21 protein-coding genes are annotated in these 17,802 nt (G+C 48.0%); 6 read left to right on the forward strand and 15 right to left on the reverse strand.

Translation table 11 applies throughout. The features are described 5' to 3' along the window. The 7 genes from FYJ35_RS00005 to FYJ35_RS00035 form a co-directional block, all read right to left on the reverse strand. Window positions 1-199: AAA family ATPase (locus tag FYJ35_RS00005; RefSeq protein ID WP_154521300.1), on the reverse strand; the 199-nt coding region annotated here is incomplete at its 3' end. Continuing rightward, window positions 199-1,494, reverse strand: coding sequence for an AAA family ATPase (locus tag FYJ35_RS00010; protein ID WP_154521303.1), 1,296 nt, complete (start codon window positions 1,492-1,494; stop codon window positions 199-201). The genes FYJ35_RS00005 and FYJ35_RS00010, both read right to left, overlap by 1 nt. A 16-nt stretch (window positions 1,495-1,510) precedes the next feature. Beyond that, window positions 1,511-1,750, reverse strand: coding sequence for a hypothetical protein (locus FYJ35_RS00015; protein WP_154521306.1), 240 nt, complete (start codon window positions 1,748-1,750; stop codon window positions 1,511-1,513). 999 nt (window positions 1,751-2,749) lie between these two features. Then, window positions 2,750-3,532 (reverse strand): hypothetical protein, encoded by a 783-nt coding sequence (locus FYJ35_RS00020; protein ID WP_154521309.1) that lies wholly within the window; start codon window positions 3,530-3,532, stop codon window positions 2,750-2,752. Window positions 3,533-3,559: 27 nt separating this feature from the next. Further along, complete coding sequence (locus FYJ35_RS00025) at window positions 3,560-3,760, reverse strand: hypothetical protein (RefSeq protein WP_154521312.1); 201 nt, start codon at window positions 3,758-3,760, stop codon at window positions 3,560-3,562. 16 nt (window positions 3,761-3,776) lie between these two features. Then, complete coding sequence (locus FYJ35_RS00030) at window positions 3,777-3,977, reverse strand: hypothetical protein (protein WP_154521315.1); 201 nt, start codon at window positions 3,975-3,977, stop codon at window positions 3,777-3,779. 12 nt (window positions 3,978-3,989) lie between these two features. Then, window positions 3,990-4,217: a helix-turn-helix domain-containing protein gene (locus FYJ35_RS00035; protein ID WP_154521317.1), complete on the reverse strand. Its 228-nt coding sequence runs from the start codon at window positions 4,215-4,217 to the stop codon at window positions 3,990-3,992. A 143-nt stretch (window positions 4,218-4,360) separates the two neighbouring features. On the opposite strand from FYJ35_RS00035, the gene FYJ35_RS00040 reads away from it, so the two are divergent. The 3 genes from FYJ35_RS00040 (at window position 4,361) to FYJ35_RS00050 (ending at window position 7,090) form a co-directional block, all read left to right on the forward strand. Next, window positions 4,361-4,981, forward strand: coding sequence for a LexA family protein (locus FYJ35_RS00040; RefSeq protein WP_205839636.1), 621 nt, complete (start codon window positions 4,361-4,363; stop codon window positions 4,979-4,981). A gap of 88 nt (window positions 4,982-5,069) precedes the next feature. Next, complete coding sequence (locus tag FYJ35_RS00045; RefSeq protein ID WP_154521323.1) at window positions 5,070-5,783, forward strand: ion transporter; 714 nt, start codon at window positions 5,070-5,072, stop codon at window positions 5,781-5,783. 185 nt (window positions 5,784-5,968) lie between these two features. Next, a complete protein-coding gene (locus FYJ35_RS00050; protein ID WP_154521326.1) occupies window positions 5,969-7,090 on the forward strand; it encodes a tyrosine-type recombinase/integrase in 1,122 nt (373 codons plus the stop codon). A gap of 46 nt (window positions 7,091-7,136) precedes the next feature. Here the strand turns inward: FYJ35_RS00050 and FYJ35_RS15290 are convergent, their stop codons facing one another. Together FYJ35_RS15290 and FYJ35_RS00060 are read right to left on the reverse strand one after the other, a co-directional pair. Further along, window positions 7,137-7,250 carry a ferredoxin gene (locus FYJ35_RS15290; protein WP_154521329.1) on the reverse strand — a complete coding sequence of 38 codons (114 nt, stop codon included), beginning with the start codon at window positions 7,248-7,250 and terminating at the stop codon, window positions 7,137-7,139. A gap of 38 nt (window positions 7,251-7,288) precedes the next feature. Beyond that, the gene (locus FYJ35_RS00060) at window positions 7,289-7,939 is read right to left on the reverse strand and encodes a cupin domain-containing protein (protein WP_154521332.1); all 651 of its coding nucleotides are present in this window, start codon (window positions 7,937-7,939) and stop codon (window positions 7,289-7,291) included. A gap of 262 nt (window positions 7,940-8,201) precedes the next feature. On the opposite strand from FYJ35_RS00060, the gene FYJ35_RS00065 reads away from it, so the two are divergent. Beyond that, window positions 8,202-8,876, forward strand: a complete 675-nt coding sequence (locus FYJ35_RS00065) for a Crp/Fnr family transcriptional regulator (protein WP_154521335.1) — start codon at window positions 8,202-8,204, stop codon at window positions 8,874-8,876. Between the two features lie 19 nt (window positions 8,877-8,895). Here FYJ35_RS00065 and FYJ35_RS00070 read toward each other — a convergent pair whose 3' ends face one another. From FYJ35_RS00070 to FYJ35_RS15020, 3 genes are all read right to left on the reverse strand, one after another. Then, window positions 8,896-10,602, reverse strand: a complete 1,707-nt coding sequence (locus tag FYJ35_RS00070; protein ID WP_154521338.1) for an ABC-ATPase domain-containing protein — start codon at window positions 10,600-10,602, stop codon at window positions 8,896-8,898. Further along, a complete protein-coding gene (locus tag FYJ35_RS00075) occupies window positions 10,599-11,261 on the reverse strand; it encodes an esterase (protein WP_154521341.1) in 663 nt (220 codons plus the stop codon). Before FYJ35_RS00075 ends, FYJ35_RS00070 begins: the two co-directional genes overlap by 4 nt. A 188-nt stretch (window positions 11,262-11,449) precedes the next feature. Further along, a complete protein-coding gene (locus FYJ35_RS15020; RefSeq protein WP_154521344.1) occupies window positions 11,450-12,382 on the reverse strand; it encodes a hypothetical protein in 933 nt (310 codons plus the stop codon). 294 nt (window positions 12,383-12,676) lie between these two features. On the opposite strand from FYJ35_RS15020, the gene FYJ35_RS00085 reads away from it, so the two are divergent. Then, complete coding sequence (locus FYJ35_RS00085; RefSeq protein ID WP_154521347.1) at window positions 12,677-13,027, forward strand: IS3 family transposase; 351 nt, start codon at window positions 12,677-12,679, stop codon at window positions 13,025-13,027. Between the two features lie 235 nt (window positions 13,028-13,262). On the opposite strand, the gene FYJ35_RS14800 is transcribed toward FYJ35_RS00085, so the two are convergent. The 3 genes from FYJ35_RS14800 to FYJ35_RS00095 form a co-directional block, all read right to left on the reverse strand. After that, window positions 13,263-13,385, reverse strand: coding sequence for a hypothetical protein (locus FYJ35_RS14800; RefSeq protein WP_268892510.1), 123 nt, complete (start codon window positions 13,383-13,385; stop codon window positions 13,263-13,265). 180 nt (window positions 13,386-13,565) lie between these two features. Beyond that, a complete protein-coding gene (locus FYJ35_RS00090) occupies window positions 13,566-15,623 on the reverse strand; it encodes a DUF3883 domain-containing protein (protein WP_154521350.1) in 2,058 nt (685 codons plus the stop codon). After that, complete coding sequence (locus FYJ35_RS00095; protein WP_154521353.1) at window positions 15,623-16,252, reverse strand: hypothetical protein; 630 nt, start codon at window positions 16,250-16,252, stop codon at window positions 15,623-15,625. Before FYJ35_RS00095 ends, FYJ35_RS00090 begins: the two co-directional genes overlap by 1 nt. 249 nt (window positions 16,253-16,501) lie before the next feature. Here FYJ35_RS00095 and FYJ35_RS00100 point away from each other — a divergent pair, with 249 nt between their 5' ends. Further along, a complete protein-coding gene (locus FYJ35_RS00100; protein ID WP_154521356.1) occupies window positions 16,502-17,623 on the forward strand; it encodes an IS110 family RNA-guided transposase in 1,122 nt (373 codons plus the stop codon). The last annotated feature ends 179 nt before the right edge of the window (window positions 17,624-17,802 follow it).

The following is a 17,802-nucleotide window of genomic DNA, read 5'->3' on the forward strand; positions in this document are numbered from 1 at the left end:
CATAATCGATCTCTTCAAATAGCATTGTCCAGCTGGAAGGCGCGGGAAGCCGCGCCACATCCATCATGTTCGTGCTGCCCTCAGTATCGATAAATACCGGATCGGGAAATTTAGAAGCCAGTGTTGACTTGCCAATTCCTTCCGGGCCGTAGATGACGACTTTTGTTGCCTTGTGGATAACGCCTCGTGTTATCTCCATTAAAACTCTCCTTCCTTCCACGCTGATGACGGCGCTTTCGCGGTTTTCAGCGCGGTTGATTCACTATATCCATCGGTGATGATGATGCTGCATTCATCACCGTTGCTCACTCTGGTGGCGATACATTGCAGGTTCTCTTTTTCCAGCCATTCACCGAATTCGGCAAGCGTATTTCTGTCCATCTGTTCCAGCTTGTCAAGCAGGACAAAACCACATTCTGGATTCAGTTCCCGCACGATTGCAGTCGCAACCTTCAGCTGATCTGATCCGCTCATGCAATCCCATGGATGACCGTTGTACAGCAGTTTCCCGCCCTCGACAGTCAGCCCTGGCAGCGGCAGCTTTGCACCGTCGAGCAGCTGCTTTTTCTGCTTGCGGATATCTTCGATCTGCTTTGTCAGATTGTTGTACTGATCGGCGTACTGTTTTGCGTCTTCTTCCGCTTTGTCTTTGTCAAGATTCGCGCGGACTTTCCTATTCGTTTCATCGATCTGCGCGATGCTCTCCTCAAGCTCCGAAGTCGATTCGTCCTGAAGCTGGGCGACCGTCTTTTCGGCAGTCAGCTCGTTATCGGCACAGGATTTATATTGTGCTTCCATGGCTTCCAGTTTTTCGCGGAGGTCTGCGATCTGCATTTCAAGCCTGCGTTTTTCCGCCTTTATGTGTTCCAGGTTGTCACGTTTCCGCTGATTCTCGCCATTTCTGGCTAAAATCTCCTGCTGCTGTCTGATCAGCTCGGATGCGGATACTGGTGCCTGCGGAACGTCTGGATAATATGTCTGCTCCTCCGCATATTTCTTCTTCTGGTCAGCGATCCTTCCGATTGCCGTCCGTTCCTGGTAGATGTCATTTTCCTGTTTCTCAAGGGCGGTCAGCTGATCCTTAACGCCGATGATATTCAGCAGGGTGTTTGCCTTTTCGCTGTCGCTGGCCTGCATGAACTTCGGCAGGTCGAGCGCCAGCTTTGAGATAAAACCGTCAAGGATCTGCTGCCCGGCGCGGTTCCCGGTCGGATCAGTTACTTTCAGATCGGAATTTTTACCCTTGCGTTCAACAACAAGGCCGTTGCTGAGTACAACATGGAGATACGGATCAGAAACCGATCCCTCCCTGTGCGGCTGTGAAGGGCGGAAGGAATTGCCTCCGAGAGCCCATGCAATCGCATCCAGTACGGAAGTTTTACCCTGGTTATTGTTCCCTCCGATAACCGTCAGTCCTGCCGCCGATGGCGTCATCTGCACGGCTTTTACTCTTTTTAGGTTCTCAATTTCTAACTCGTTAATTTTTACTGCCATCCTGTGTTCCTCCTTCTCACGCGCCGACTTTCGTGTCGGCCCATCTGGTCAGGCCGTACCGGTCGCCGATTGCCGTCGCCGTGTAGTAGTGTTTCTCGCGGATCAGCGACGACAGTGCCCGGCAGTTGATCATATAAAACATGATCGCGATTAACGCTGTGGCGCCCATTCCCGGCTGATTTTCCGGCCGTACCAGTGTCAGGAATCCCGCCGCGATGCCGGCAGATACTGCTTTAATGATTACCTTTCTTCTCATTCCTTTCCCCTCCTGTGATTTGGATCGCGAGCTGGCATTCGCCATCCCGCCAGTTACTTTTCAGGCACTGTCTCCGCGCGGCCGCATAGCTCATATGCTCCTTGCGAACGACATCGCCATTTTGAATAGCTATCACTGCCACTCTCAGCATTTCCCGTACCTTTCATGTCGCAGCATCGCTCGGTGACGCGTAAGCGTTTCTGGACGTCTCATTTCTCTTCTGTAGCATCGAGCCTCACCATATAGCAGAGCCTTTGCCGAACATATCCTTGAGATTCTTTTGCTGTGCATTTCCTTTGCATAACTATTCTTCTCTTTGCTTTTGCAAAGTCACTCGCTGTGTTGCCAGCGCTAAACATTTCGTCTCTTCGCTTCTGCGATGCCTGGATTCGCTGTTCGTCGCCGATGCCGTTCATATCATCGCTGGGCCTTTCCCTTCCATAGCTTTACAATGCCGCGCCACTCCTGGCCTTGCGTTGCTATAACTCTGATCTATGCTTCACATTTCTGCTGCAGTTCTCATCCATGCAATACTTTTCTCGTACTCCGCCGCTCAATCCAACGCAGTTCAGCAGCTATACCTCGTTGCGCATTTCTTATGCTCCGCTTAACCCCGCAGCGCTCCTGCGGTGCAACACGTCTCAATACCATACGATGCCATAGTCTTGCAATTCCAATGCATACCCCTTCAACTCTGTTGCCACTCAACTCGATTCCAATCTTGTCGCATCCATGCCTATGCTATGCTTAACGTTGCTTTGCCTTTGCGCCGCGTGGCTACGCTTTGCCGTAACATCTCATGGCTTTTCAATACCTTTACATAGTGCGTGTTAGTACGTGTTAGTGCGCGTTGGATGCGTGTTAATTGGCGAACCATACCTGCTGACGCGGATCCGCTCCATTCGTAGCGTCTCCTTTCTCTTGCTTTTCGTTGCCCAGCAACTCCAATGCACATCTGCGCACAGCTCTTCTGCTCAGTGCCAGTACAGCACAATGCCGTCACTCTTCCGGATCCACGTAGTCCCACAGAAACGAACCCTTCCGGCTGTTCCTCCATCCTCCGATCCCGTTGTCCCTGCCGTAGTCCAGCCATTCCTCAATCATCGGACGGGACTTTTCGCCCAGTAGCGACACGATGTCGAATTCGATCCATGCGCCCGGCGCGATGGATTCGCTGTCGCTGATCGCCACCCGGTCACCCTGCGGGGTTGACGCCCTCAGCGGCCTTTGGCAGTCTCCGATCGGCTTGTCGGTGTGAATCACGATCTCGCGGACGGTCTTATCTTCGATTTCCCCGCGATTGATCGCGTCCGTGCTCTTGTTGACATCGCTGTACACCTGTATCAGCGTGTCGATCTTCCCCTTGTATGCCGTGAACCCCTTCGACTCGCTCTCGGGGATCTGCCGGCAGGCCCCGCAGGCGCTCTTGAAAAATCCCCTTATCTGGTAGTCGAACAGGATCGGATCGCCATTGTCATTCCTCGGGAAGAAGGTCTTCCCCTTGGTGATCTCCTCGTCGGCGTTGAGGTTCTTGATGTCCTCCAGCTCCTGGTGGACCAGGGCATCACGCTGTTCATCGGTCAGGCCTTCTCTGATGTACTTCTGGCTGGCCTTCTGCTTCTTCTTGATCTTTCCGGCGACGTATGTGCCATGGATATCCTCGTTCCCGGATGCAGTACCGAGAAGCTCGTTCATGAACGTCAGCCGGACGTGCATGACAAGCTCATTCTTTCTCAGCTTCTCTCCATGCGTGCGTCTCTTGTTAAGTTCTGCTGCTGTCATTTGTGTTTCCCTCCTGTGTGTGAATGTTTATGCTTCTCCTGCTCCGCGCCTGCGCCAGAAGTCCTCCAGCGCTTCAACGCGCACCAGCCGGATACTTCCATCAAGAATGAAATCCCGGTCGGTTGTCCGTGAATCATTGCGCATATCGCTTACCAGCTTCGTTGCGTAGCTTCGGGACACCGAATACTCCTTTGGGATGTCCCTAACCCTCACCCATTTCCTCTCCATCCTGTGCCCTCCTTGCTTACTCTGATCCGTTCTGAATATCGTGATAAATATCGTGATAAACGGCTGATCCAAGCACTTTCGGATCAATCTTGATTTCTATTTCACGCTCATTAGGCTGTATCTGGTTCAGCCTTTCGTTTGTTTCGTCCAGCTCCTTCCTGAATTGTCTCAAGAGCTTAATAACTTCATCCAGCGTCGCAAGTATCAATTCATCCATCTTGTGCCCTCATTATGTAGACATATAGTCTACTTCTTTGGCAAAAAAAATACGTTCCTTATCCCGTGCGGTAATCAAGAGTAGGTCGCAAAGATCCTGTATTTCGGATTGAGTAAATTCTGACTTACCAGACTCCTTGTTGAGATAGCCTTGGTACGAAAGGCCTAGTTTTTTCGCCACAAAAGTGCGCTTTAATCCGGAGCGATTGATATACTCCCGTAACAATTTGCTGTTTGTCATGTGTCCTCCTTTCTGTAGACGTTTTGTCTACATTGAGTATGTTAGCACTGTGTCCCCATAATGTCAACACTATTTTATAAAACATTCAAATTTTGTTGATTATTGGTCTACATGCGTATATAATACTTATGGAGGTAAGAGCTATGACAACGTTTGGATGGAGAGTACGCAGCCGTAGAGAAGCCCTTGGAATGACGCAAGACGAGCTGGCTAAAAAGCTTAACTATAAGTCAAGATCATCAGTAAATAAGATCGAGCTGGATCAGCGCAACATGAAGCAATCGCAAATCGCGCAGCTTGCAAAAGCTCTGGAGACAACGCCCGGTTTTTTGATGGGCTGGGATGAAAAGGAACCTCCGCTTCCTAGTAATATTTCCGTTCCCGCCGCCTATCCCGTCCCGATCCTGGGTGTGATCGGTTGTGGCGAGGGGCCGATCGGAGAACAAAACTTTGACGGATTCTTTTATATTGATCGTACAATACGTGCTGATTACGCGCTTCATACTAAGGGTGACTCAATGATAGATGCAGGGATCCAGGACGGTGACATCGCCTTTCTGACCAAGAACTATGATTTCGAGGATGGGCAGATCTATGCCGTGATCTTTGGTCCGGATAATGAAGCGGTGCTTAAAAAGGTATATAGGTCTGGCGATAAAGCAATTTTACAGTCATGTAATGCAGCGTATACACCGATTATCCTAGATGGATCAGACATGCGGATAATTGGCAAACTTACATGGATTTGCCATAAAGCGCAGTGAAACAATGTAGTAAGAAACGATTGCTGTGCTAATGGTGATAACCAATCTATCGAGTCAGAAGTACACACATTGTTGAAGGATAGATAAAATGAAAGAGAAAATATTCCAGCTTGTCGAACCTCCGGAAACACATGAATCCCCGGACCCATACGACATCGTAATGATGCTGGCTATCATTATTAGCATCGTCCCGATGATGTTCAAAAAAACATATAGGCCATTCGTAATTTGCGATCATATTTGTACGGCGCTGTTTCTCGTAGATTACTCATTGCGATGGTTTACAGCCGACCTGAAGCTGAAAAAGAAAGGTCCGGTTGCATATATTGCGTATCCATTCACCTTTATGGCGATTGTCGATCTCCTTTCAATCCTTCCAGGGATCAGTGTTCTTAATCGCTCCTTCAGGCTGCTTCGTGTAATCCGGCTGATCCGCATGTTCCGGATCTTCAGAGTCTTTAAGGCGTTGAGGTATTCTAGGAATGTGGAGGTGATAATCAAGATCGTATCCAGAGAGAAGCAATCACTGATTGCTGTGTGCTGGATCGCCGCCGTATATATTTTCATCTCCGCGCTGATTATTTACAACGTCGAGCCGCAGAGCTTCGGAAACTTTTTTGAAGCGATCTACTGGGCAACCGTATCACTTACCACTGTTGGTTATGGTGATATCTACCCCGTAACCACGACAGGGCGAATCGTAACAATGGCATCATCTATATTTGGGATAGCAATAATTGCGATGCCAGCCGGAATTATTTCAGCCGGATTTGTAAACGAATTGCATAACGAATCACAATAAATCGAGATTTCCGTTTATTATCCCCGTTTTTGCATGAGAAGTGCAAATATCAGGAATAATATCGCGTAGAAACTGCATTATAAAAGCCGCCCGGTGCTGCAACACCAGACGGCGATGGTCATTGTACCCCGACGCATTATACGGGCAACCTCTGACCTTTTTCATTATAACACAGGAGGTGGAATATGTGGATAGCTGAAAGAAATGGCTACAAGATCATGCAGGAACGGGTGATCGACCCGCTGACGGGGAAATCAAGGATTGTGTCCTGCACCATCCAGAAGGATACTCCGGCAGGAAGGAAGGCCGCCAGGCAGAAGCTTGAGGCGAAGCTGCTGCGGAAGAAGCCGGCATCGCTGAAAAAGCTGAAGCTATCCGACCTGATCCGGAAGTACGAGGAATCCATGCAGCAGGACGTAGTCCATGGCGATCTCAGGGAGCAAACAATGATCCGGAACATGTATTCGATGAAGACGCTGTTGAAAACCCTCGATGACGTGTATGTGGATCAATTGACAGCGGGATACGTGCTGCAACGCCTGGATGAATCCGGACGTAACAACACCGGGAAGAATGAGCTTTTACGTCGACTGAAAGCTTTCCTCCGCTGGGCGTACAAGCGTGATCTGATAGAGGCCAGGGAAGTGATTGACAAGATCGACAAGTATCCGGAGCCGTCGGAACGAGAGAAGATCAAGGACAAATATCTTGAAGCAGCAGAAGTGGAGAAGCTGGTAACCGGAATGACCTGTAAGCGATGGGCACTGCTGACTGAATTCCTTGTCCTTTCCGGTCTGCGGATCGGCGAAGCTATCGCCCTGGATGCATCCGATATCGACGCGCGGAATATTCATGTGACTAAAACATTTAACTCAATCACGCATGCTATTGGGCCGACAAAGACGGACGGTTCTACTCGAGATGTACACATCCAGCCTGAATTGGCGCGATGCATCAAAGAAATCAATATAGAAATGCTCAAAGAACGTATGATCTACGGATACGGGACTACCCCGTATTTTATGACTTCCCCAAATGGGGAAAGATTATCGTATTACGCTTATAAATATTATTTGAAAAAGTCAGGCAAAGACATTCTCGGACGGGAAGGCGTGACGCCACACATAACAAGGCATACGCATACATCATTGTTAGCGGCAGCAGGTGTACCTTTCGATACTATAAGCCGCAGGCTTGGTCACAGCAGCCCCCAGATTACCAGACAAATCTATATGCATATTACGAAAACACTTAAGATCAATGATGCTAAAGCTGTGGACAATGTTTCAATATTCAAAGTTTGCTAAAATTATTGCTAAAATTGCTATTAAAATTTTTCTAAAACCCGCATTTTTACGGCATTAAGCAGTCATATACTATGCCCTCGTCTGTCATGGAAAAAACCTCCGGGCATGTCGCATTGCAAAGCCCGCATCCGATACAATTCTCATCTACAGCGTATTTCATTGTTGAATCTCCTCTCTTCTCCTCAGCGGCCCTGCAGCTTACTCCAGCGTCAGCAGCAGTGCCATCTTGAATTTACCGCTTGCCTTCACATAGTGGCGTCCGCCCTTTGCAAAGTGGAAGTTTTCCCCGGCGTGAATGACGTGTTCTTTTCCTTCGTAGCCGATGATGCCTTCCCCGTCCAGCGCGAAGATCAGCGCCTCGCCCGGTGCCGCATGCTCCGCCAGCCCTGTTCCTTCGTCAAATGACATCACGACAAATTTCATGCTGTCATTGTGGACAACATCCATGTTTACAATCTTCCCGTCCTGGTAAGGAACCAGATCCGCAAGCCTGAACACCTCTCCTGCCTTGATAACCGTATTCATTCTGTCCTCCTTCTGAACTGAAATCTCAGTGTAAACGGCATCCTCCGATGCTCTGATGCCGACAGCCTTATCTGCCTCCGTCAGGAGCCCGTCGCCGGATCCAAGCCGTCTTTCTGCGCCTTCTCCGTATACCGCTATGCTTCCTGACATAACCAGAATCAGTTTGTGGTAGGGATGAATCTCTGCGCTGATATCCGTGCCCCCCGCAAGCGAAAAGTAGGTAATGCTGCTTGTCCCGCCGTGAACCTCCCTGGAGATTGTGCAGCCTCTGACCGGGGCATTGTCTCTTGCAATGGAAAATACCTCTCCGACTTTCTCTTTCATTCTGCACCGCCTTTCCGGTGGACTCTTTCTTTGCTGTCCCCCTGACAACTCTGATCATACACAGTCCTTGCAGCTTTATCTGTATCTCAGGATACAGTTTGACCTGATTTTTCGTGTATACTGGATGGGGAATAAAAAGACATCAGAGGAAGAATTTGCCTCTATGGACGACATCATTACGGAACATCATTACGGAACGTCATTACGAAAAGGGAAAAAAAAGAATCAGACCTGTGAATGCCACAGCAGCAAGGAGTATATCATGAACGAACACCTGCTTGAAAACAGCACTCTCTTCAAGGGACTCAGCTCGTCTGAGGTCCGGGCAATCCTGGAGGAAACGCCGCACCACGTGCAGTGTTACGACAAGGGTGAAACCATCTTTCATCTGATGGACGAGGCGGCGAGGATCGGAATCGTCCTGGAGGGCTGCGTCCAGGCACAGAAATCCTTTGCAAATGGAAGCCAGGTCAACGTCACCTCCCGTTTTCCCGGTCAGATGCTTGGCCCGGCTGCGGCATTTTCAGAGGACCGCGTCTATCCCTGCGACGTCATCGCGCTGCAGCCGTCGACCATCATGATGTTTCAGCGTGAGGACATGCTGAGGATGATGCAGAAAAATCTCCGTGTTCTTCAGAACTTCACAACAGAGATTTCCTCGTCCACCTACCTTCTGCAGCAGCGGCTCGAGCTGTTCTCCTACAACGGAATCGCGCAGCGGGCTGCCTTCTGGCTGCTCACGCAAAGCCGGAAAACCGGGCATCTTACCGTCGCGATTCCTGAATCCGTGACCCGGTGGGCGATGCTCATGAACGTATCCAGGCCCTCCCTGCACCGTGAGCTCCGGCGCATGGAGACGGAAGGACTGATCCGGTACACGCCGCACAGGATCGAGATCATCAGTCCGGACGGCCTGGAAGCGCTCCTTGACACCTGAGGCTTCTGATTTATTATCATTATCTCCAGATCAACCCCCTGCAGCGGCTGATGGCTGCCGCCAGCTCTTGTTTCCGCGGCTTCGCCATGCTCCCGGAAACAGGGCCATTTTCCCTGTACATCCCGAACCCTTCCCGCCGGAATGTCTGCTCCCATTCGTCTGCAAGTGCGGCGACAGTCCTGCGTCCATTCATTCCGCCCTTCGCCATCCACAGAAATGTCCTTGCGAGGCACTCGCTTTGCTCTTTGTCCGCCAGCTGCTCGACGAGCCGCAGATCTGTCTCCCCGTGTCCGATGAGGAAGCCATCGGTCCCAAGGCTCTTATGCTTCACACGCCCCCGCTCTTCCCGGAAGTCACTGCCGGGGCGCGGATACCTTCTGTCCTCCTTCGGACTGACAGAAACGGAAGGACTTTTCTCCTGTTTTGGGAATGGAACGATCGCGCGAACCTTTTCTGTCACATCCTTTGGCTCATACTGGTTCATCTGGATGATGGTGTCCGCCTGGCTGAAGAAAGCGCCCGAGCTGCCGGCAACGAGAATGGTGCTGATACCGGCTTTCTCATAGAGCAGGCGCATCCGGTCCGAGAACGGAGTGATGGGCTCGTCAGATTCGGAGACAATTCGCTGCATCAGCTCATCCCGCACCATGAAATTCGTCGCGCAGGTGTCCTCATCCATCAGCAGCGTCCTGGCACCGCACTCCATAGCCTCCACTACAGAGGCTGCCTGAGAGGTGCTTCCACTTGCATTGTCTGTAAAAAACGCAGTCGTATCCTTGTGGTTCGGAAGATGGTTGATGAACAGGGATATGTCATCGCCACTAACGCAGCGTCCGTCCTCCGCCCGGATCTTCACAGCCGTCTCATCTGTCACGACGTACTCCCGTCCGTCCCCGGCGATGTGATTATAGACGCCAAGCTCCAGCGCCTTCAGAAGCGTGGACTTCCCGTGATAACCGCCGCCGATGATCAGGGTAATGCCTCTTCTGACAGCCATCCCGCTGATTGTCCCGTGATGCGGAAGCTGAAGTGTAATTCTGTCCTCGTCCGGCGAGCGGAAAGGCAGCGCGTCCTTCAGCGGTCTCTGGGAGATCCCGCTCTCTCTTGGCAGGATGGCGCCGTCTGCGACGAAGGCGCACAGGGAAAGTCTTTCCAGCTCGCTTCTGAGGCACGCCTGGTCTTCCGCCAGATTCAGAACATCCCGGACAGTTTCCTTCTTCCAGGCAGCTGCACAGGCTGATTTTCTGACAACCTCCGGAAGATAGTCAAACAGCATCTTCTCCAGCTCTCCCGCAAGGACCGTCCGCCCGGCTGCCGGAAAACCTGCGTAAAACCGAAGCGTTACCCCTCCTTCTTTGTCAAGCTGGCAGGCGCTTCTGTCCAGAATCTCCTGTCCCGGACGGCTGGCGCTCAGATTCCCGCTTTTCCCGGAGCCGCCTGCCTTTCCGGACACCTGATTTAGTCCGGCACTGAACCGTCTCAGGATCATATCCTGGAGAGCGACACGGGTCTCATACCGGCCGCATGCTTCCGCCGGCCAGTGCGAATTCGCTGCCTTCACAGACACCTCCAGATCAGACGGCGCCGCAAAGAGATCTCCCTGCACATGGATAATATGCAGGGCATACGTCCCGAAGTCATAGCTTCCCGCAAGAGATTTATAGGCCGGGTACCCTCGGTGGTCGATGCTCCGCAGCATGCGAAGCAGGTCATCTTTTGTCTTCATGAAACGCCTCCATTCCGCCGCTGCACGGCGGCACTGTGTTCATCTGCTACCCAGATAAACGCTTTTGCAGTCCGGATGTCTGCATCCATAAAATGGTTTCCCTTATTCCACTCCAGCACACAGTCTGTACCGCGCGCCTTGAAAAGGGCTGCTGCCTCACGGATCCTGTCTCCTACCTTCGCCATGACAGGATTACGGGTCCGCTCTTCCCGGTCTCCAAGACTCAGGTAAACCCTCCCGCACCGGACCGGCTGCTCTTTCAGGAAGGTATCAAATCCGGGAAACCAGACAGACGGTGAGGCCGCAGCGACACCTGCAAACTGGTCGGTCCGGCAGGCCGCCCAAAGCGCAAACAGCCCTGCCAGCGAATATCCGCCGATGTAATATGTCTTCTCCTTGTCGGTGCAGTAACTCAGTATCTCGTCGAGTGTCCCCTGCGCCCCATCTCCGAAGGCTTCATCTCCAAATACAGCAGGTGCTTCCCAGGGTGACAGATCCTGGTTCCAGTCTTCTACCTTGAATGCCAACAGTCTGAAATCTTTGCGAAGCTGAGCCCTGATTGCTGCAATCTCATGTTTCATCCCCTCAAGGTCATGGTCATCGACCGGCTGAAGCAGGACAAGATCCGCTGCAGGACTTCCATATTCCAATACGTTCATAGGAAATTCCTCTCCTCTGATCTGTCTGCGATTTTGATAGATTGCATTCGAGTCAACTACCACGCACCTAAAGGTACGTTGCTTGCGACTCCCCTATAGTTCGTTGTAACAACTTCTACATTTTATCGGTGTGACTTCCGTGGGGTCGCACCATGGGACGGTTGACACCGCCCCCTTACGTCAAAGATTTACTCTGCCGTAACTGTATCAGGTACTTGGCTATCTTCGAGATAGTTGATTCCCATGCGACACAGATTCATAGCTCCAATGCGGTCATCGTTTGATTTATTGCCACAGTTCCTGCAAGTAAACAGATGTATTTTCTTGTTGAGATTGCCGATAACACTTTTTCGCCGATAATGTTTCGGTTTTCTTACGCCGGCGGGCATGATCGCCGTCATGTAGTGTGAACCCAGAGCCGCGTAATCATCAGTCAGGATAATCTCGCCTTCCTTGGGATGAGATACAACACCGGTCTTAAGATTGTCGCATACCGTCCGTACCGCCGGAGCGCCGCCAAAGTATTCATACATACGGATATGGCACCGGATAAAAGTGTCCATCTTCATGTCCAAGCACGGTTCGACGTAGGAATACTGGCTGTAGGGGAGCGTTCCGACAAACAGGTAGACCGTGATCAGTTCACCGGTACTCATGTCAACATAGTGCATCGTTGGACCGGACCAATCTACTTCCGCACGTTTTCCCGGCTTATGCTCAAGATGGTTGGTAAGACGGTTGGTGATGGTGAATTCGGCATAGCCCTCGTTGAACTTGGTCTTGCCCATGGGAATCTCACCGTTACGCTCACAGCGTTCGATGTATTCCTCATGTAAAAGCTTGAGGGTGACGCCTACCCGTTTCAGTTCCTGATGTACATGCTGGTAGTCAGGATCGCCATACATGGTCTCGTTTGCAAACTTCTCCGGGTAGAAGAGGCGGCAGACCTCCAGTTCCCCAAGGACACGGACATCATTGTAATGAATGCCCTTTTCGTCAGCGATGTTGAAGACTTCACTGACAGAATGCCTTGAGATGTGTCTTGTGGATGCGATCGTACTTCGTGATAATCCTGCATCCCAAAGCTCCATGATAAGCTTCACGTTGATTTTTCTGGCCATTCTTCTGGCCTCCCTTCGTTAGATTTGGAGCTGAGCTCCTTTTGTAATTCTAACGAGGAAAACAAAAAGAACGATACTCAACAGGTGCGCTGATCAGCGGCCAGCATGGACTGATGTACGGATCGTATCAAATGGACTGAAGCGAGGTCAGGCTGCGCTGAACTGCGGCCGGGGTGGGCCGGAGGCCCGGAATAATCCCTTCATGCCGAAACGATTGTTCATTCAGACCAAGGCTGCCATTACACCAGCTATAGCTTCATCAATATCCTGAAGGATAAGAAGCTGCGCCAGTCCATGTCCCGAAAGGGCAACTGCTGGGACAATGCCCCGCAGGAAAGCTTTCATGGCCACATGAAGGATCACATCAGCGAGAAGGTGGCAGCCTGCACTGAGTTCCTGGAGGTCAAGGCCATTGTTGACGACTACATGGACTATTACAACAACCGCAGATATCAATGGGAACTGGCAAAGCTTGCACCCAATGAGTTTTATCAGTTCTATACCACTGGAATATATTCGCTGGACATTCCCAACAAACCCGAACTGTCGGTTCCGAGCAAATCTGCTGAAGAACTGGGATCGGGAACGGAGTCAAGGGACAGCACGCTGGACGCGTCAGCGTCCGGGCAGCCCTTGACGGAATGACACGGATTACCCTATGTGGCGAAAGCAGCCAATGCTGCTTTCCTGCCTCTCCGATGAGGGGCGGGTCCGGGCAGAGCCCGGGAGTAACTTCAACAGAGTACTAAACTCTCAGCCACCAAAATGTCCAATAACACGGGTACTGAAAATGCCTGTGTCCATTGACAGGGAGCAAGGATCATAGCTGTCTAAAAACGGGGCAACTAAAATCTCTTGTGTCCTTGACAAGGGGTACAATTTACTCTACATCAAATTCTGCAAGTTTCCCTAACCATCCGCCGACCTCATATACAGTAGTTATCTCGCTTTTTTGTGTCTCGTACTTTTTCTTAAGAAATTCAAATTTCTCCTTTTTTAACATAACTCTATCCCCCAATTTCTAAATAGTTTTAATCTTTATATGTTCATTAATGAAATCACTCCCAACGACAGAGCCCTCGTCGTCACCCCAGATGACTCACCACTTCGTGGTCGGGGTATCAGTTCCAACTCACTGCGTTCATTCAGCTTGCACGCCATAAACAGCGAGATAAAACCCACATCAGGAATCTAGATCAAATGATAAGGTAACAGAATTACAATCCAGACATATCCATTCCCACTGCTTTATCCGCTTTTCAAATCTTGCATTTTTTAATGGGTCTTGGATATAACGAGCTATAAGCTTATCATCATCTTCTAACAGTAAACAAACAAAATATTGTGCTCCATATTGATATGCTGCTGCATATTCATTGTTAGTCAATGAAAATCCAAAATCTTTTTTAACAGACTTTACTTCTATATAACGGTGTTCTCCATCAGGTGTGGTGCTTTCCACATCATACCCATAATTCTTTAGGCTAACATCATATGCCTCATTCCCCATGCTTTCTTCTATAGAAACACATTTGCTCTCCGCATTTCTCCATTTCGCTATATGCGGAGAAAGAGCGCCCTCTTCCTTACCTTGCCGAGAACTATTAAATGTTGCAACTTCCTCGTCTTGTGGTGTCTCTGAAATCAGATTTTTCGTTTCAACCTGTGCTTGAAACCATTTAATTTCAGAGTCTCCTAACCTGTCTTTTATTTCCCTTCTCAATGAAGGTTCGATCTCTTCTTCTTTCTCAACCAAATCCTCTATAGATGTATATTCGCCTCTATCATTCTTTATAATGAATGAATCCAATTTAGGTGAATACTCTGCATTTATGGCTGTTTCCATTTTGCTTTCTCTTATCGTCCCTATTAATAATTGGGTATATGTTTCAAGATTTAATTGTTTAACATAGTTCTTGTCTGATAGATCCTTCGAAATCACATCTATGCTGAGTCTTTTTGTACTATAACGACTCATAAATGGTTCTATCTCATCGATATTCTCATAAACTTGTTTAGGTAGTGAGTCTTTTGATATTTCTCCGTTTACAACTCTAACTGAGGATGGATTGTCAAGATCAAATGAAGCTGGTAATAATTTATATTCATTCGGAGAAATCTTTTCCCCATTTTCAAGTTTTATCCATTTTCTGCTAGTTATATCAGTTTCAATTAATCCATCCAAATAAAAATTGATTTTTGAAGTAGTTGATTTTTGCTGAAACAGTCTGAAAATATTCTTGTACTTTCCAGTATCTGCTTCGTTTAAAGCTTTCTCAAAAACTAAGCCTATAATCTGTGAAATACGTTTTAAAGAGTCTTTTGTCTTATCATCCAGTGTAATATGTTTTCTTGATGGGTCCGTTGAAAAATCAGCATTTATCTTACATAGAACAATTGATTTTTCTAATGTTGGCAAATAACAGTGGTACACTGCTTGTTCCTCTTTACATGGAACAATAATTCCATCCTTTATTAAGAACGCAACTGCTGCATCTCGGTTTTTCACTATCATCCATTCAGTTGTGTCAAGTGCATTTTGTATCTCAACATGCTCATTTCCAAAGTTTGAGAAACGTCCTATGCTATATTGATCTTTAAAATCACAAATATCAAAAACACATTCATATACATTATTTAAGAACAAGAAAAATCCATCATTTACATCCCTTAGCTCTTCTAGATAGATATCTACATCTACATTTGTAAATACAAAAATCGTAGAATATCCACTATCCTTAAGCACCTCAACATCGTCTTGAATCTTCTGCTCGACATTCTCTAAGTAGATTGGAATTCTTATAGTCGGAACATCTTCTGAATTCATATTAAGAAGCTTTGCGCATTTCTCCTTGGAAAATGAAAAATACGTGTTAGCAGAGTGTATTATTATTTCCTTTGAGACTGCTGATGCACTTTTAAAGCCTATTCCTCGATATCCAATTGTTTTACCTCTTTGTTTTTCACTTGCTCCCGATCTAGATATAGCCACCAAATCTTCTTCATCAAAAGGCTTCCCATTGTTGCCAAAATAGAGGTTCCCATTGTTATAAAATGAAATAATTCGTGTTGCCTTGGCATCATCTGCATTTTGAAGTAATTCTATAAACAACCTGCCACAATAACTCTCTGCCATATAGTATTCCATCTTCGCCATATCAGAAATTAGTTGTGGGGATTGTTTAGCTTCATTAATAAACTTATCGCTTACTTCTTTTACAACATCCTTAAATCTTCTCATTAAAACATTTTCATAGCGAATGTCATGGCACCCGCCTGCTCCTCCTCATCTTTTATTCTTTCAATCCACGCAATACAAAAGCTCCTTATATGTTCTGGCTGAGTTAGTGGCCTTGAAAAATAAGCACTAGGATTATAACTATCTCCATACTGAAACATATCAATTATACAATCCCATAAATAAGAATATTTACTATAAGTCTTATTTTTATATATTGCAGACAAGATATTATCTGCCTCTTGCAGATGATCAGTTCTAATCAAATAGCTAAGAACATATTTGGCACTGCAATACTCTGAAACAGGAGATTTAGTATATAAGATATCCAGCAAATAATGGTTTCTTGCAAATGTTTCTGCCGCATTAGCAAAGAAATTCTTTTCGCAAATAGCGTTTTCATATTGATAAACAAGTATGTACCCTGGATTTTTGTATTCGAACTCAACTTTACCAAAGTCAGTTGATATGCTGGTTATATTATCATTTATACTCTCTTCCCAAACTCTAAGTCCCAGGTTTGGATCCATTTCCATTAGCTGTTGAATTGCAGATATTAGAGCATCACGATTTTTAGAAATATCTCTTGACAATATTTTGTAGTTTTTTAATAATAATTCTTCTTTATTCATTTCGGTTTCCTTTCGCGTTATTATTAATCACTTGTAAGTACTCTGTTTTTCTTCGCTCCTCTAAACTAAGCAACATTGCTAATGCAAGCTAATGATATCTTATAATGTTCTAACAAAGATAACACATCCGCTAACCTATATAGACAATATGTAATGGCCCCACATTTGTAACATCGCGGATTTACCTGTAAACTGTGATCGTCACAATCATGGTAACAGGGATTACCGCATACAAATGGAGGCCACCAAATGAATAATACCACAGTCTACGTCGGAATGGATGTCCACAAGAACTCTTTTTCTCTTTGCTGCTATACAGTCAGAGATGATGCTTGCTCTCATTATGTGAAGATTGATCCGGATTATCGGCTTGTCCTTGAATACATCGAAAGCATGCGTGAAATCTACGGCGATGACAGTAAGTTTATATGCGGTTATGAAGCCGGATGTCTTGGCTATACGTTATATCATCAGATGAACGATCATGGTGTTGAGTGTATCATACTCGCTCCTTCCACTATGGCGAAGTCGCCTGTACAGAAAAAGAAAAAGACCGGTAGGCGGGATTCTGAGGTGATCGCTCGCTGCCTCGCTCATCATTCGTATCACAAGGTACATGTCCCTACCTCCGAAGAGGAACAGATCAAGGAGTTCATCCGCATGAGGGATGACCATAAACTGGCACTCAAGAAGATCAAGCAGCAGATCCTCGCGTTCTGCCTCCGCCATGGCTTTATTTACAATGCCGGTGCCAGCCATTGGACGGCTGCTCATCTCAGCTGGCTACGGAGCCTTGAACCAGAGGGACTCTATAAAGAGACCCTTAGTGAGTACCTTCTGACTTACGATAAACTTACCGATACCCTGGAACGTCTTGACAGGCGTATCGAAGAACTGGCTGATCAGGACGCTTATCGGGAAAGCGTGCGGAAGCTCTGCTGTTTCCTTAGCATCAAAACGCAGACGGCACTTGCTGTCATCGTTAAAGTCGGCGATTTCAAACAGTTTGAGAAAGCTCAGCAGTTCGCCTCATACATCGGTCTGGTCCCCGGTAAGGACTCCAGCGGTGACGGGATCAACCGACTCCCGATCACGAAAGCCGGCAATACGCATGTCAAGAGGCTCCTTGTTGAAGCAACTCAGTCCTACGGGCGCGGGAGTATCGGATTCAAATCCAAGGCTCTGAAAGCCCGCCAGGAAGGAAACCCTCCGGAAGTCATTGCCTACGCTGACAAAGCTAACGAACGTCTCCGCAGGAGGTATTACAGGATGACCCTGAAATGCGGTAAAAAAGTCAATGTCGTCAAAACATCAATTGCCCGCGAACTTGCCTGCTTCATGTGGGGAATGATGACGGAAGAAACAGCATGATCCTTATGACACTGTTCCGTTTCCGTCAAGGCTGCAGCAAAGCTGCCCCGCCTGCGGGGCAGGGTCTTGACCTCACCGTCGCATTGTCATTCTGGTAACGATCCCGCATAGGACGGCTTACGCCGCTATGCGGCCAACTACAACTGAGCACACCCTGAAGAAGCTGTAATAGCGAGCTG

The organism is Porcincola intestinalis (genome assembly GCF_009696445.1).
Taxonomy (GTDB): Bacteria; Bacillota; Clostridia; order Lachnospirales; family Lachnospiraceae; genus Porcincola; species Porcincola intestinalis.

Coding starts and splice junctions, on each gene's coding strand:
- FYJ35_RS15290 (WP_154521329.1), bottom strand. CDS start 7,250: ATGAAATACGCTGTAGATGAGAATTGTATCGGATGCGGGCTTTGCAAT.
- FYJ35_RS00045 (WP_154521323.1), top strand. CDS start 5,070: ATGAAAGAGAAAATATTCCAGCTTGTCGAACCTCCGGAAACACATGAA.
- FYJ35_RS00015 (WP_154521306.1), bottom strand. CDS start 1,750: ATGAGAAGAAAGGTAATCATTAAAGCAGTATCTGCCGGCATCGCGGCG.
- FYJ35_RS00060 (WP_154521332.1), bottom strand. CDS start 7,939: ATGAAAGAGAAAGTCGGAGAGGTATTTTCCATTGCAAGAGACAATGCC.
- FYJ35_RS00065 (WP_154521335.1), top strand. CDS start 8,202: ATGAACGAACACCTGCTTGAAAACAGCACTCTCTTCAAGGGACTCAGC.
- FYJ35_RS00030 (WP_154521315.1), bottom strand. CDS start 3,977: ATGGATGAATTGATACTTGCGACGCTGGATGAAGTTATTAAGCTCTTG.
- FYJ35_RS00020 (WP_154521309.1), bottom strand. CDS start 3,532: ATGACAGCAGCAGAACTTAACAAGAGACGCACGCATGGAGAGAAGCTG.
- FYJ35_RS00090 (WP_154521350.1), bottom strand. CDS start 15,623: ATGAGAAGATTTAAGGATGTTGTAAAAGAAGTAAGCGATAAGTTTATT.
- FYJ35_RS00050 (WP_154521326.1), top strand. CDS start 5,969: ATGTGGATAGCTGAAAGAAATGGCTACAAGATCATGCAGGAACGGGTG.
- FYJ35_RS00100 (WP_154521356.1), top strand. CDS start 16,502: ATGAATAATACCACAGTCTACGTCGGAATGGATGTCCACAAGAACTCT.
- FYJ35_RS00040 (WP_205839636.1), top strand. CDS start 4,361: ATGACAACGTTTGGATGGAGAGTACGCAGCCGTAGAGAAGCCCTTGGA.
- FYJ35_RS14800 (WP_268892510.1), bottom strand. CDS start 13,385: ATGTTAAAAAAGGAGAAATTTGAATTTCTTAAGAAAAAGTACGAGACA.
- FYJ35_RS00095 (WP_154521353.1), bottom strand. CDS start 16,252: ATGAATAAAGAAGAATTATTATTAAAAAACTACAAAATATTGTCAAGA.
- FYJ35_RS15020 (WP_154521344.1), bottom strand. CDS start 12,382: ATGGCCAGAAAAATCAACGTGAAGCTTATCATGGAGCTTTGGGATGCA.
- FYJ35_RS00035 (WP_154521317.1), bottom strand. CDS start 4,217: ATGACAAACAGCAAATTGTTACGGGAGTATATCAATCGCTCCGGATTA.
- FYJ35_RS00010 (WP_154521303.1), bottom strand. CDS start 1,494: ATGGCAGTAAAAATTAACGAGTTAGAAATTGAGAACCTAAAAAGAGTA.
- FYJ35_RS00085 (WP_154521347.1), top strand. CDS start 12,677: ATGTCCCGAAAGGGCAACTGCTGGGACAATGCCCCGCAGGAAAGCTTT.
- FYJ35_RS00075 (WP_154521341.1), bottom strand. CDS start 11,261: ATGAACGTATTGGAATATGGAAGTCCTGCAGCGGATCTTGTCCTGCTT.
- FYJ35_RS00070 (WP_154521338.1), bottom strand. CDS start 10,602: ATGAAGACAAAAGATGACCTGCTTCGCATGCTGCGGAGCATCGACCAC.
- FYJ35_RS00025 (WP_154521312.1), bottom strand. CDS start 3,760: ATGGAGAGGAAATGGGTGAGGGTTAGGGACATCCCAAAGGAGTATTCG.